Source organism: Desulfovibrio sp. TomC, from assembly GCF_000801335.2.
GTDB lineage: Bacteria > Desulfobacterota > Desulfovibrionia > Desulfovibrionales > Desulfovibrionaceae > Solidesulfovibrio.
Genome location: NZ_JSEH01000032.1, coordinates 1 through 14219, shown reverse-complemented (window position 1 = coordinate 14219; position 14219 = coordinate 1). Strand labels below are relative to the sequence as shown.

Sequence of the window (14219 nt, the reverse complement as noted above, 5' to 3'; positions counted from 1 at the left end):
GGGCTGGCTTTGATTCGCTTGTTTGGTCCGGAGGACTCTTGGGATCCTCAGTCCTGCTCAAATTCGAGCCTGTATTTTTTCGTTCTTTCGTGCTTTTTGGCTTGCCCGTGTCCGTCTATGGAGTTATTTTTTTTCGTTTTTAATCGAAAATGAATTAACTCGAAAGGACGAAAAGATGAAAACCATAGTTCTTGCTAGCCAGAAAGGTGGCGCAGGGAAAACCACTCTGGCTGCACATTTGGCTGTCATGGCCGAGCGGGCCGGAGATGGTCCATGCGTCCTGATCGACACTGACCCGCAGGCAAGTCTTGCGGCCTGGTGGAATGGGCGAGAGGCGCAAACGCCCGCATTCGCACCTACGAGCTTGAAAGAGCTCGCGGAAAAGTTGGAGGCCTTGGCCAAGGCCAAATTCAAATATGCCGTCATTGACACGCCTCCGGCCATCACCGATGCGATCCAGACGGTGGTCGCCTTGGCTGACTTTGTGCTGATCCCCACCCGGCCGAGTCCTCACGATCTGCGTGCGGTGGGGAGCACCGTCTCCTTGGCTTCCGGTTCGGGACGTCCGTTCGCCTTCGCCTTGACCCAGGCCAAGGCGAACTCACGTCTGACGGTCCAGGCCATGGCCGCCTTATCCGAGCATGGTGTGGTCGCGCCCTCCGTCATTCATGATCGGGTGGATTTCGCCTCGTCCATGATCGACGGACGATCAGTCATGGAGATCGACCCGCGTGGTCGGTCAGCCTCGGAGATTGCCGAGCTGTGGGAATTCGTGAAAGCTCGAATGAACGGAAACAAGAAAGCACGATAGCAAGAGGATATAGCCATGAGCACGAAGAAAAAGACCGCTGACCTATCCCCTGGGTTGGTTGCCGTCAAAGGCCAAGCTGTGGTTGGTGCCGACGCGCCTGCAAGGCACCTGGAAGCTGAGCCCGCCGAGGCCTCTGTCAAGGCTTCTCCATTAAACTTCAAGGTGGACGCAACATTTCGCCGGAGGTTTCGGCAACGTGCAGCCGAGGCAGATTTGAAGCTCAACGAACTGTTACGCCAGGCCTTGGCTGCATGGGAAGAGAAACACTTAACACGATAACACGAAAAATGATGAGACCGGGCAATGGATACGTTGTGTGTGAGAAGATGGAGCGGTTGCTGGCTCAGGGAAGTACCTTGTGGATAGCTAGAGGTGGTCTAGGCTAGCTAGACCACCCCATTCTCGCAGCAGACAGCGACAGCTACTTTGCCTAGTCGGCAGATGACGATGACTTCGTCCGCCGCTCCCACAGCTTCATATCTTTCATTTTGGCGCGACGCTCCCGGACCAAGGACTTGCAGACCAGAGCCTGTGTCTTTTTATAGCCGTGCTTGGCACGATATTCTTCAGCGCTGAGGTTGTGGGAAGCTAAATGCTTCTTCGTGATGACTTTGAAGGATTTGCCGCATTCCAAGCAAACGATGGAGGCTTCCTTGACGGCTTTTTTGGGATCAAGGACAGGAGCGCCGGCAACTTCGCTATCCTGACACTGGCCATCGCCAGCCATAGCCAGGATACCGTCAGCAACAGATTTGACCATGGACAGGATTTCGTCCTCGGACATGGACCGGGCTCCAGCTTGAGCTTTCACAATATCCAGAGCCGCTGCCACTGCTTCATTTTTATCCACGACATCCCCCTGACGGCCACGTTGGCCGAGATTATGGTTATCATGACGACACATCAACTCATTACGGCACAGCTCGTATGAGATATCTAACTCTGGTATGAACAGGAGCGGTTTCCGATCCACCTGTATACGATCCGGTTTGACTGGATACATATGCAGTACCCGTCAATGAACCGCTGTTGAGTGAGCCTGAAATGCTGCCACCGCTCGTCGATCCGTTAGACCAACCCATATTTGGAGTTTGAGTTTGTCCAAAGTTAGGCAATCCATCAGCCCAAGTAAGAACAGTTTGTGAACCAGTCACAGCCTGATAAGAATAGCCTTGCGGTGCGGCTGAACCGGAAAGACCTGTTGAGTTTAGATTCCCACTGACAGGCGCATTTTGCCCTGGCACGTAGACCGTATGGCTTCTGATCGAATCGGATACCATGGTGCCCACAAGGCTTGGCGTCGTTGTCCCTCGTAAAAATTGATCGCCATAATTCGGCACGTTCGTACCGACGACGGCCCTGAGACGATCATACTGGCTGCCCGAAGGCACGGCTTGGCCGTTGCACTCCAGCCAACGGCTGGCGTCTGCCGGGAGTGACGTAGATGGCCACGGGATGACGGTTCCGACAGGAATGGTTCCCTGGCTGGTTATCGTAATCGGCGTGGGATTAAAGCTCAATCCATCAGCAGCCATAGTGTACCGGCCGCAGCCAACAGAGAGGACCAGGGCCAGTAAGAAGATGATGCGCAGGATTAGGGTCATGCTTTGCCTCCCGTCCTCTTGGCGTCAAACTCAGGCTGGCCGTCGGCATCCGGAAAGGACTCTTTGCATTTCGGAAATCCCGAACATCCCCAGAAATCGTATCCTCCAGTCCCCTCCTTTATGCGGTGGATCAAAGGCTTTTTGCATTTCGGGCACTGGATGCCGCTAGCAGGGGCCTTTTGACGGACTTCCAGACGTTCCCCGGGCTTGCCGCCGTCATTGGCGAATGTCGCTGAGCAATCCGGATAACCCGAGCATCCCCAGAAATCGTAGCCTCGGTCATTCTTGCCCGCTGGCTTGGTGATCCGGCGCAAAGGCTTGCCGCAGGCCGGACACGCATGGGAAGTGAGGGACACGAAGCCTTTCAACTCTCCTTCGAGGCTCGTGTGGAATTGGCGCATGACCTCGACATAGCGAGCTTTCCCGGCCGCTAGGGCATCGAGGCTTTCTTCCATGCCCTGGGTATAGGAATAGTCCAGAAAGCCGAAGTGGCTGCGTAGCGCATCCACCACGATCTCGCCGGCTTCCGTTGGCACTAAGTTGCGTTTTTCAAGGCGCACGTAATCCCTGGCCATGATGTTCTCCAGGATGGCGGCATAGGTGGACGGTCGCCCGATGCCACGCTCTTCCAAGGCTTTGATGAGCGAGGCCTCGGTATAGCGCGCCGGTGGCTTGGTTTTATGAATCGTCACCAATCCGCTGCCCACCGTCAGAAGGCTGCCAACCTGGAGGCGTGGCACAGGGTTTTCTTTTTCCGGCTCGCTTTCCATGGCGTCGTCTTTTTCCAGCACGACCTTCCAGCCCGGCTTGACCAAGGTTCGCCCTTTGGCCTGAAAGACAGGGCCTTGATCCGAAATGACATTGCCGGCCAATTGGACCGTGCGCACGGCATAGGTCGCGTCATCGAGCTGGCTGGCCAGAGTACGTCGGCGGATCAGCGTATAGAGGGCCTTCTCTCCATCGATCGCTCCAGCCTCTTCGACCTCGATGTGGGTGGGGCGGATGGCTTCGTGGGCCTCCTGCGCGCCATCCTTGCTCTTCCACCGCCGGGGCTTGGCAACCACCGGCCAATCCCGGCTGCGGCAATACTCCTGGATAGCGGCCACAGCTTCGTCACTGATGTTTGGCGAATCCGTTCGCATGTAGGTGATATGGCCAGCCTCATAGAGCCGCTGCGCGAGTCCCATGGTTTCCTTCGGGGATATCTTGAGGGCCGCCGAAGCCGCCTGCTGGAGCGTCGATGTGGTGAACGGAGCTGGCGGTGCGGACCGGCTCTCCGTCTCCTCACAGCTCAGGACAGTCACTTTGCGGGTCTCAGTGGCCACCCTCGTGGCCAGTTCCTTGTTCAGCAAGTAGCTTTGGCCTGGTTCCAGCCAATCCTTGACCAACCAGGTGGCCACCCAGCCGAGCGTGATGTTCTCGACATGGTCAAAAACGAGATCGACCCCGTAATGCGTCGTGACCGTAAACGCTCGTATTTCGCGCTCACGATCTACGACTAGGCGCATAGCCGGGCTCTGGACGCGCCCCGCCGACTTTTTGCCGCCCACTGCGCGCGAAAGGGGGCCGGAGACCTTGTAGCCCACCAGCCGATCCAAAACACGACGGCCTTCCTGGGCGGCCACCAGATTCATGTCCAGGCTACGCGGGCTGGCCAGCGCCTTTTTGACCGCCTGTTCGGTAATTTCGGCGTAGGTGACGCGCTTCGGGTCTTTGAGCCGCAATGCTTCGGCCAGGTGCCACGCGATTGCTTCTCCCTCCCGGTCGGGGTCAGTGGCCAGATACACGGCCTGGGCACTTTGAACAGCCTTGGCCAGTTTGGCGATGACGCCTTTCCCCCGTTCGGTTGGGAGATAGCGTGGGCGGTAGGACGTCTCGTTGACGCCGATGCCATCCCGGGGCAGATCGCGCACATGGCCGACGCTGGCCATGACCTGCCATCCTTCACCCAGGAACCCTTGTATTTTTTTTATCTTGCCAGGGGATTCAACAATCAAAAGGTTCATGTACTACCTCACTTTTCATTGCTGGCAACTTCTCGCCGTTTGACGACCATTGGCGAAGCTGCCGGCGACACCATCTGTCGCGGACTCGAAGAGGAAGACGACATCATCGCAGGAGCTTTGCTGCCGAGTCTGGCCAAGACAGCGGCGGCGTAGGCCCGCCCGCGTTCGGGGTTTCGTTCCAAGGGGGTGTGATAGGTGGCCACGGCCTCCCAGGTCAGGCCATAGCGCTTGATGGCCTGGGCCAGTATCCAGACGCCCACCTGGACGTTGCCGCGAGGTTCGAACACCACCTCCAGGGGGAGACGGTAGCGCCGAAGCCACTGCGCATTGATTTGCATGAGGCCGATGTCGAAGGAGAGCCCGGCGGCAAGCGCGGCCCGGGCCACCACCAAGGCCTCTTCCTTCGAAGCGTGGAGGATCGGCCGACCGGCTATATTCATGACCCATGGCCGCCCTCCGCTTTCCTGACCAGCGATGGCCAGGGCCAACGGCTTCGGCACGCCGTAGCGTTCGCAGGGACCATCGAAGAGGCTGACCAGGTCTTCGGAAGATTGAGCCCAGGCAGGGGAGCCCGCCGCAAGCAACATGGTCAGGGCCATGCTGGCGCAGACCTGGGGGATCATGCTCATCGGGTCATCTCGCGGCTCAGTTCGCGGCTCAGTTCGCGGCCAAGATGCTGGTCGTGGCCTCTGGCCACTCCCTTGCCCTTAGATATCTGCCCGGCCACTTCCGCGAGGCCACGTGATAGTTGAAGATCATTGAAATCGGTCAATCCGGCGGCTCGTTCTTCTTTGTTGAAGACCGGGATGACGACTTCTCCCCCTATGGCTTGCGCAGCCTGTGTGGCTTTTTCAACGCCGATGTTTCCATGTTCTCTGGAATGATCATTGTCGGCGCAAATGGTGATCTTGGCTTCCGGGAACATCTCCCGAAGGGATTTCGCCACAGGCTCAAGATTGCCGGCATCGAACGCGACGGCGACGGGTTTATTCGTGGCGACATTGACGCTCACCCCTGTTGCGTAGCCCTCAGTCAGGATAACTTCGTTGGTGCTGTGCTTTTCGTCGAAGTCAAGTTTGAAGAAACAGCCTGACTTTTGACCGTCTTTTTGGAATTTTTTATTCCCTTCCCAATCAATCTCCTGCACGTTTCGAAGTTCGCCTTGGGCATTATAAAGAGGTATCAGCAACAACTTGCCATCGGAAGATTCCTTGATCCCTCCGAGGGGTGGAACGCCTTTGCGAAGCAAATATGGGTGATCGAGTTCCGCGATGGGTCTGATCGGAGGCAAAGCCTCAAATGCTTGGCGACACTGGCGGGCCACATCGTCCTGTCTGGCCAGCCGTTCACGCTCCCGGCGCTGACCACGTTCCGCCGCTTCCAGCTTGAGAGATGCCTTCTGATCTTCGGTCAGGGTGTGGCCATGGGCTTTCCACGTGTTTTTTTCGCCGGTCACGTAATTTTGGAACCATCCGGCCGGATGACCATCGAGAAAGCCTTGGTAAGCCCCATCCAGGGCGTTGGACCGGCCAGTCACAGGCACGCGGTGAATCTTCCCGTCCATGATGGGCACCTTAAGCTCCAGGCCGGCTGCGCGCAGGGCCTGGGCGAACTCATCCTTGGGGTCCATGGTTGGGGCCGGGCTCGGTTCTTTGGAAGGCAGCCAGGTGCCGAGCTTGGTCATGTCCGCGCCCTCGGGCGCGTACCAGAGCTTGGCTTTGCCATCCCATTTGGCTCCGGCAGCTTTCGCCCTGTCCTTTTCGCGAAACGACACGGCCAGGAAGATTTTTTCTTTGGCAGGAGCGGGTGGCGCTTTTCCCACGCCCTCGTCACGCAGATAGGCGGCAAATGCGTCGTCGCTAAGCCCCAAAAACTCTTGGAGGGGCTTGCCGGTTTCATTTTCATGCCACAAATGAACACGAGCATCGAGGTGCTCTTTCTTCTCGGCCGGGGAGCTGGCGACTGCTTTGTCTTGGGCCATCATCTCCTGGGACAGTTCCTGCTTTTGTTCCATGCTGAGGACGTGCTGCTTGATTTTCTCCGCGTCGCGGCAGGCGCGGACGATTTCATAAGGATCTTTTTCCAAGACGGAGACCCACGAATCCACATAGGCCAAATGCTGCCCGGGATCGTGGCCGATTCCTAAATCCTGACCGAGCATCCAAGAAGCGATTTCCGCCCGCAGTTCCTCGCGGGCATAGGGCTCGGAGCCGAAGGGGCCGAACTCCCGGTCCATCCGGGAAGGATGGCCGGTCCAATGGCCAAGTTCGTGGAGCGCCGTAACGTAGTAGCCATCAGCCGAGGGGAAGTGGTCTTTAGGAGGCAGGCAGATTTCATCGGAGCGCAGGCTATAATACGCCCGGTTGCGCTGATTATGTTTGATGGTCGCGCCGGAGTTTTCGAGGATCGTCTCCGCCTTTTGATTCGGGTCCCAGGCTAGCCTGACCGTGGACGGGTCCAAAGGCGGGATGTTCCCCTCCAACTGGCTGACGTGGAAGACCGAGGAGAAGCGCACGATGGGGCGGCTCAGCTCCACCTTTTCCATGACCTGGTTGCCCTCGCCGTCCAGCACCGGCTTCCCGTCATTGTCCCGGGCGGGCTCATCCTTGGAGAACTGCCAATAGACGATAGGCTGAGCCTTTTCGCCTTTCTGGACTCGGCAATCCAAGGAGTTCGCCTGCCGCAGCGTCATCCAGCGCGGGTCATCGTACCCTTTTCGGGAAAGCATCACCCGGTTGATGCCGCTGTAGACCGTGCCCGAGACGGGATTCAGCGGCGCGTGCAGTTCGCCGGGCTGCCAGGGCTTTTGCCAAGGAGCTGTGCCTTTTTTGAGGTCATCGATCAGCTGCGCGGCAAATTCTTCGTGAAAGGGTTTGCGGTCTTTATGCGCCATGCCCGCTTTCCTCCCCTTCATGCCCATCATCCAGATCATCGAGGCTGACGGCTGTTTCCTCGAACGCCCCCATGAAGTCCGCCACCTCAGGATCGGCCGGGATGCCAAGACTCGGATTTTCCGAGGCCTGGACATCCACCGCCCGAGCCGCCGCTTTGAGAGTTTCCCGTTCCATTCATTTTTCTCCTGTGTCGAAGAGTTGAACCGGCTTCACCAGTTGAAGCGAGGCAAAGGGGACCAAGCCAAAGTATCGGCCGTCAAAACCGCCTGGATGCCCAGAGGACAGAATCAGAGCCATGTCCGGGGGAATCTGGACAGGGCAGAGCGCAATAGGCGGCAGCGGCCTGCCATGGCTGTCTTGCGAATGCGCCTGGCTCTCCGGCTGAAGCTGGCCGTTTATCCGAATGCCGTCCGGAGCCAGGTCCACCTCGTCTCCTGGGAGCCCTGCTACGACCTTGAGCAATGGTTGCAGCCCACCCGGGCATGCCCCGGGCCGCAGGTAACCCCGCTCCAGGGCCAACGGCGTGAAGGAGGCGTCTTCCAGGCAAAAGCTGACGAGGTCGCCGTGCTCGATCACCGCAGCCTTGCCAGGGACAAGCTGGTAAAACCCCCGGGGCATCGAGGCTGTGGCGTTGAATCGAAACCCGCCCTCGAAAAGAAGGACTCCCGCGCACCCCATGAAACACATGAGAAAGACGACGGGCCTCATGCCTGAACCTCCTGCGCTTTGAGGTAGGCGGCGTAGCCGCTTTGCCTCTCAAGAGAGGTTTGAGCCTTAGGATTGGCAGTGGTGGCCCGATTGAGGGAATCGGATTGGACGGGAGTCGGCACCTTGACCCGATCAGAAAAAACGGGGTCCAGGAAATACAGTATTTGACGACCATAGATCGGGGAACGGCCGGCAACGAAAATGAGCATGTCGCCGGCCTTTTTGGCCTTCCCTCCCTCTTTCGTAAGGCCCGGTAAACGCATGCATTCATCCGGTGTCAGAAGGGGACGGGCTGTTTCGCTGACGCTGACCGAGGCGTTTTTCAAGTGGCCACTCCGAGAGCCCGATAAAGAGGTCTTTTCGGTCACAACGGTCGTCTTGCCCGTCATTTCCGAAAGCTCTTTGCCTGTCTCCAGCGTGTTCGGCGCGTAGGCAATTCGAATGTGGCAGTTGCCCTTGATGCCGTTTTCCTTGCCGTAGGTCTCATTAAGTTGCTCTATGTTTTGGATGACGAGCAGATAATTGATGCCATAGCCGGCGGCATAGGCGATTGATTTGTTGACGACCTCCATCTTGCCGATGGACGTGAACTCATCCAGCAGCATCAGCAGGCGACGTGGCGGTTTCTTCTGGACTCCGTTTTCGAATTCCATACGTTCGCAAATGCGGCTAATAATGAGGTTTAGAATCAGCCGAAGCAGCGGGCGCACCCGGTTCACATCTGTTGGGCTGACGACGAGATAGAGACTCACCGGCTTTTCAAAATGCAAGAGATCGCGAATTCGAAAATCGGAGCGCGCAGTGTTCATGGCCACCACGGGATCGCGGTAAAGCGCCAGGTTGGACACCGCCGTCCCCACCACGCCCGAGCACTCATTGGCACTTTTGTTGAGCATCTCCCGGGCTGAGCTGGCGATAAACGTGTGGATGTCCTCACCGCCGATTGCTCCGGAAGGGAAGCATTCCGCGACAAGAGCCGCATGATCGACATTGAGCATTTCCTCAAAGAGCTGCTCAATCGTGCGATCCTTGTCGGCCAGCATATTCCCCAGATCGCTCAAGGTGGCCGGTCGCTTTTGTTTGTGGCGCACCCAAACCAGACAATGCAGCAGGGCACCGGCAATGAAGGCAAATCCTGCCTTGGCCCAGTAGTCCTGAAGGCCCTTGCCCTCGGGGTCCACAATCATTGTTGCAATATTTTGCACGTCCGGGATGGCTTGGAGCGTATCCAGGCGCACCTCTTCCAGGGGATTAAAGCACGTGCCGATCCTGTCGTCGCCCGAGCTGGCATCCGAGGGATCGAACCGCAGAACCTTGTGCCCCTGTGAGTGACGCCAGCCTGCCGTCAGCGCCCAGTTTTCGCCCTTGATATCAAGGCTCACTGTCGAATCGGGATAGGAAAGCAGCGTCGGAAGGATGATACCCACGCCCTTGCCCGACCGAGTCGGCGCATAAAGGAGCACGTGCTCGGGACCATCGTGCCGCAGATAGCGTTGCAATTGCGCGCGACGGCCATGGAGCCATTGCCTGACGGCCTGCCAGCCGTGGAATTTCTGGACCCAGCCGCCGACATAGATGCCCTGGCCACCCAGAAGCCCCATCTCCTTGATCTCATCCTCGGCCGCCCAATGGGCTGATCCATGCAGATCGGAGGCCTGCTTGGGTTTGCGCATGTTCAGTAGGGCAAAACCCAGAAAGAGAAACTGGGGCACGATAAAAAGCATCTGCCCATAGAATTCGGCCCGGCGCACGGCCTCGTATTCGTTGCTCCACTGGTGCCACGAAAGAATTTTCCAGGGAGCGTACCAGGCCATGCCGAAGACCGAGCCCCAAGGTTTGCCCAAGGACGGATGGTTGCCGAAGATGTTCGCCACCTGCTGGGTAGCCAAAGACAAGCTGACCAAGGCCAAGAGCACCATAAAAATGAGGTAGCCCCATCGCCAAAGCTTGCGGCGCGTCTTGATTCCACCCAGGCCGTGCTGAATGATCTCACTGCTCACGATAAGGCTCCTTGAAGACCAGGTCTTTGGTGACGATGACGTTGAACCGGTATCCAGGCCGGATTTCCAGCGTCGGCTTGATGTTCATGTTTTTTTCGAGAAGCTTGGAGGTGGTCTGTCCGAACTGCGTGGCCAGGGCCGAGGCCATTTCCTGTTGGAGAGTCGGTTTCGAGGAACTGTTTGTGGAATTGGAGCTGTTGGATGTCGGGGTCATGCTGTCCACGGCCCAGGAAGTGGTCCCTGTGATGAGCGACATGAGCAGTGCGCCGCCAAAAGTCCGGAAATAGTGATTGTTCACTTCATCATTGAATCCCGAATAGCCGGCGCTGTCCGTGCCGGGCATGGATTCCAAGGTGATGGCCGAGCCATCGGGAAAGATGATGCGGTTCCAGGCTACGAGCACACGGGATTGGCCATAGATGATCCGGGAGTCATAGACTCCGTACAGCCGTGCCCCTTGCGGAACGAGGAGAAACCGGCCGTTGGCCGTGTCGAAGACATTCTGGCTGACCTGGGCAATGATCTGGCCGGGGAGATCGGAGTTGATGCCGCCGATCATCACCGCTGGGATCACGGCACCAGTTTTGACCTCATACCGCTGGCCTGCCATTCGGGTGTTGGGGGAAATCCACTGCTTATCGGTCTTCTTTGCCCGATCAAAGAACGCTTCCTTGTCTTTGTCCGCCGCCGGGTTGTAGTCCCCCTCCCGGGGCGCTCCCGCGAGCCGCTCAAGTCGATCGAGGTGATCAGCCGGCTCTTTTTCGGGCTTCAGTGCATTGTTTTCACCCAGGAGCCCTGTCTTCGCCTCGTCCTTGACCTTGCGAATGACAAGCGGCGAAGAAAGTGCGCTCATGGCGGCTTGATGCCGCTGTCTGCGCAATTCTTCCAGTTCGCGTTTATATTCCGGCGGCTCGTTGCTGGTGACCACCTGCACGATGGGCTTGGGCGGTGTTGTTGGCGCTGGCGACGCTGGAGGCGTCGCCATGCCCATACCGCCGGCATCGCTGACCAAGGGTTTGTCGTCTCGGGCTGCAATCGGTGGTTTTGTTTTCTCCTCCTGTTTTTTTTGGCTGGAGAACTCCACCGAGTACACCAAGACGCCGAGCAGTATAGCCCCGCCAAAAATTGCGGCATAAAACGGCCACTTCCGCATCCTTTGGGTCTCAATATATTCATTGGGATCATTGAGCATGATCAACTTCCTTTGGCGCAGGTTGTACAGACCATGATGCGGCCGTAGTCCGACACGGGATTGACCCAACCCAAAGTGTCATCTGTGGTCAGCAGCCGCAGATGCACTTGCCACTGCGTATCGCTGGTGCTGGTCGCCCAGGTCTGAAACGACGTGAGGGGTGGAGCCGCAGCCCCGGCAGCGGCGATGGTCGGAGTCACGAAGATTTGCGGAGTGGTATCGGTGCCCGGCGGACAGGACGGCTTGTCGATGAGATCCCCGTCCTTGGCCAGAGTGGCGTTTTTCAAAAGCGTGCTGTTTCCGGTGTCGGCCAGGATTTCCATGTTGCCGTTCCGGCAGATGTAAAGGCCCTGGGTCGTATCTAGAAACACCCTGCCTTCCACGGACGAATCGCAGACTTCGCTGCCTAAGCTTCGGGCCGTGAACTGGACCGCGTAGAGGTTTCGGATCGCGTGATCCGTCATATCCAGTTCCGTCTGCATCTGATTGAGTTCCGGGTGGCCCGGGACGGCCACTCGGTAGAGAAAATCCTGGCCGAGGCTTGAGCTGTCGAACGTGCTCAGTGCCCCAAGATGCCCAGGCCCTGGGGATGTGATCCCGACGCTGACCAGGTTGATTGTCCACCCGCCGAAAGCTCCGCGTAGCGAACTCGACGGCTGGTCTGGAATATCCCCAGTGGGGATGAAGCCGCCGGCCCCTCCCGCCATCGCAGCCGCCGAAGGAACGACCGAGGTGGCGAAGCGGACATCCTTGGAATCCTGTCCTCGTCCACCTGTGGTCAGCACCACGGCCTGCAACGTATTGGAAGCTGGCTGCCGAAAGACGATTTGATAGGTCTGGCCCCAGACGTTGTGCCCTTGAAAGCCGGCCTCCAGGAACCCTTCCGTTACCAACGGGTCCGTGCTGATCGTCGGGCCGCTGGTGGACGAGGTTTGCGTCAAAAGGTCCGTCTGGTGCTTGCGGACATAGGCGGAAGCGGCCTTGGTCACCGCAACGAGCTGGTCGGCGGCCTGCCGTTTTTCGAGCTCGTTTGCGCCCAGCTCCCACAGGTTCAAGAGAACTGGGAGCATGATGAAAAGGACCAGCAGCGCGCCGATAGTTTCAATGAGTTTCATGCGATTACTCCACGCTGACCACACTCACGATGTCGCCCTCGGAGACGAAGGCCGGGACCGGCGTAACGCCGCCGTAGCTGGGGAAAAGCCGGCCCGCCGCCGCGCGGCCGATGGCGTAGCTTCCCCAGTACAAATCCCGGACGACTGCTATTTCCTCGGGCGACGCTTCCCCCCAGACGTAGAGGCAGCCCGCCTCGATCCGGGCGTGCCAAGGACGTAGCATCGACCAGCCCGTAGGTAGGTCCAGGGATGCCGTCGCAATCTCTCCAGGCGTTTTGTGACTGTTAAAAACGTAGCGGTGCACTTCATTGCGGTAGACCGCGAAGTTCGCGGCTATTGTCTCTGTCCGCTGATCATCCTGGGAGTCCATGCCCCTGAAACGCAGCGTGGCCAGGAGGCCGAGAAGAATCATGAGAACGGCCAGGGCTTTCATATGGCCTTGAGTCCATGGTCGGCGATGCGGTTGCGCAAATCACGCATATCGTCACCGAGCGTCTGCAGTTGTCGTTCGCGCAGTTTCGCCCGAAGGCCTCTTATGCGCATGGCGCTTTCGGAGTTGGAAGCGGCGAAAGGGAGAAGCAGGTATTGCGGGCACTTCTGCAACTTTGGCTCGCTCTCCAAATCCTGAAGCAGGATGGCCAGGAGGGAATTGGCTAGGTTCTCGCAGGCGTTAACCCCATCAAGCTCCTGCGCCCAGTTGATGAGCCGCTCCAGGGCCGCGATGACATCAAGGCCATGGATGGTGGCCACCACCAGTTGCTGCCGGGACCCCAGGGCCACGCGCAGGGCCTCCAGCGCCGCGAACTTGGTGTGGATCTCGCCAATGAAAATGACGTTGGGCGAAGCGTATAGGTGCGCCCGCTCGATTTGCATGGGAAGTTCGTGCTCCCCTTGAATCTCCGTCTGAAAGCAGTAGCCGTGGTCCCCCCAACTGCCGCCGAGGGGCAATTCCGCAGGGTTTTCAAACGTCACGGCATGGCCGCCATGTCTTTTGAGCCGGCCGGCCACCAAGGCGCTGGCCGTCGTGGTCTTGCCCGAAGCCTGCGCCCCGGCCACCAAGATAAGGCCCTGTCGCTGTTCCGCGAGAAGCAGCCAATCGGTCAGGTACGACGGCAATCCGAGTTCCGGCAGTACGGGCACTGCTGCCGGTAGCCGGCGCATGAACCAGGTCTGACCGGAATCGACATCCTGGATTTCGGCCACCCGGTAATACACGTCGTTATGGGAATACCGAATCGTTCGGGGTTCCACGCGAAGCCCCGTGGCCGGGTCCGTCTGGCGTTTGGCCAAGACCGCGTCGATCAGCTTCTTGGGCAACTCCCTCACCTCGGCCGCGCAATCCTGTGGGACGGGGATGAGCTGCTGTCCTGAGTCGGGGCACCCTTTGAGGCGCGCGGACCCGTCCGGCAAGATGATCAGGTCCGAAAAGGACAGCTCAGCCAGCGAGGTCATGGTCATCTCGCCGTGAAGAGGATGGTGTTGGTATCTTCGCAATAGGAAACGATGTCCGTGACCACCGTATCCGAGAGGCGATCCACGACATGGCCGTTGACATCCACACCGAGCCAGGCATCCGTCTGGAATTTTGCCAGCTTGGTGCATTCTTCCTGGGGGATGCTGGTGAGCTCGATGGAAAAGGCCGCATCGGCTGTCACTGAGGTCAAGGTGATGTTGCCGCCGAACGCGTTTTTGAGAACTTCACCCTTAATAAATGATTTGGGCACCACCCCGGCTTTGAGCGCCAAGCTATTGTCCAGACCGCTGTAATCGGCTGAGCCGGAAAACATATGCTGCACCTGCATGCGCAGGGTGACGAGGTTTTGTTCGGTCTCGCCCAGCTTGGACGAGGAGAAGGCCGCGTTAAGGCCCAAGGCGGCTCCGGCCAGAAT

General features: G+C 58.4%; 15 protein-coding genes. 2 read left to right on the top strand and 13 right to left on the bottom strand.

The window, feature by feature from the left end; translation table 11 throughout:
- Positions 1 to 175: 175 nt before the first annotated feature.
- Positions 176 to 811 carry a ParA family protein gene (locus NY78_RS20190; RefSeq protein ID WP_043640268.1) on the top strand — a complete coding sequence of 212 codons (636 nt, stop codon included), beginning with the start codon at positions 176 to 178 and terminating at the stop codon, positions 809 to 811.
- Positions 812 to 826: 15 nt separating this feature from the next.
- Complete coding sequence (locus NY78_RS20185) at positions 827 to 1090, top strand: hypothetical protein (RefSeq protein WP_043640265.1); 264 nt, start codon at positions 827 to 829, stop codon at positions 1088 to 1090.
- Between the two features lie 151 nt (positions 1091 to 1241).
- On the opposite strand, the gene NY78_RS20180 is transcribed toward NY78_RS20185, so the two are convergent.
- From NY78_RS20180 to NY78_RS20125, 13 genes are all read right to left on the bottom strand, one after another.
- Entirely contained in the window at positions 1242 to 1661 is a 420-nt protein-coding gene (locus NY78_RS20180; RefSeq protein ID WP_043640261.1) for a MucR family transcriptional regulator, read from the bottom strand.
- A gap of 61 nt (positions 1662 to 1722) precedes the next feature.
- Positions 1723 to 2415, bottom strand: a complete 693-nt coding sequence (locus NY78_RS24005; protein ID WP_082140121.1) for a phage tail protein — start codon at positions 2413 to 2415, stop codon at positions 1723 to 1725.
- The gene (topA, locus tag NY78_RS20175) at positions 2412 to 4421 is read right to left on the bottom strand and encodes a type I DNA topoisomerase (RefSeq protein ID WP_043640256.1); all 2010 of its coding nucleotides are present in this window, start codon (positions 4419 to 4421) and stop codon (positions 2412 to 2414) included. Before topA ends, NY78_RS24005 begins: the two co-directional genes overlap by 4 nt.
- Before the next feature lie 8 nt (positions 4422 to 4429).
- Entirely contained in the window at positions 4430 to 5050 is a 621-nt protein-coding gene (locus NY78_RS20170; protein ID WP_231584054.1) for a lytic transglycosylase domain-containing protein, read from the bottom strand.
- Positions 5047 to 7314, bottom strand: coding sequence for a zincin-like metallopeptidase domain-containing protein (locus NY78_RS20165; protein ID WP_043640252.1), 2268 nt, complete (start codon positions 7312 to 7314; stop codon positions 5047 to 5049). Before NY78_RS20165 ends, NY78_RS20170 begins: the two co-directional genes overlap by 4 nt.
- Positions 7304 to 7489: a hypothetical protein gene (locus tag NY78_RS20160; protein WP_043640239.1), complete on the bottom strand. Its 186-nt coding sequence runs from the start codon at positions 7487 to 7489 to the stop codon at positions 7304 to 7306. The genes NY78_RS20165 and NY78_RS20160 overlap by 11 nt, the downstream gene beginning before the upstream one ends.
- Positions 7490 to 8023 (bottom strand): conjugative transfer signal peptidase TraF, encoded by a 534-nt coding sequence (gene traF, locus NY78_RS20155; protein ID WP_043640234.1) that lies wholly within the window; start codon positions 8021 to 8023, stop codon positions 7490 to 7492.
- The gene (locus NY78_RS20150) at positions 8020 to 10023 is read right to left on the bottom strand and encodes a type IV secretory system conjugative DNA transfer family protein (protein ID WP_043640233.1); all 2004 of its coding nucleotides are present in this window, start codon (positions 10021 to 10023) and stop codon (positions 8020 to 8022) included. The genes traF and NY78_RS20150 overlap by 4 nt, the downstream gene beginning before the upstream one ends.
- Positions 10013 to 11215, bottom strand: coding sequence for a TrbI/VirB10 family protein (locus NY78_RS20145; protein ID WP_043640232.1), 1203 nt, complete (start codon positions 11213 to 11215; stop codon positions 10013 to 10015). Before NY78_RS20145 ends, NY78_RS20150 begins: the two co-directional genes overlap by 11 nt.
- Before the next feature lie 2 nt (positions 11216 to 11217).
- Positions 11218 to 12330 (bottom strand): shufflon system plasmid conjugative transfer pilus tip adhesin PilV, encoded by a 1113-nt coding sequence (gene pilV / locus NY78_RS20140; protein ID WP_043640227.1) that lies wholly within the window; start codon positions 12328 to 12330, stop codon positions 11218 to 11220.
- Between the two features lie 4 nt (positions 12331 to 12334).
- Positions 12335 to 12763: a type IV pilus biogenesis protein PilM gene (gene pilM, locus NY78_RS23285; RefSeq protein WP_043640225.1), complete on the bottom strand. Its 429-nt coding sequence runs from the start codon at positions 12761 to 12763 to the stop codon at positions 12335 to 12337.
- Complete coding sequence (locus NY78_RS20130; protein ID WP_197084284.1) at positions 12760 to 13647, bottom strand: ATPase, T2SS/T4P/T4SS family; 888 nt, start codon at positions 13645 to 13647, stop codon at positions 12760 to 12762. The genes pilM and NY78_RS20130 overlap by 4 nt, the downstream gene beginning before the upstream one ends.
- A 137-nt stretch (positions 13648 to 13784) precedes the next feature.
- On the bottom strand, positions 13785 to 14219 hold a 435-nt coding region (locus NY78_RS20125), incomplete at its 5' end, for a type 4 pilus major pilin (protein WP_043640217.1).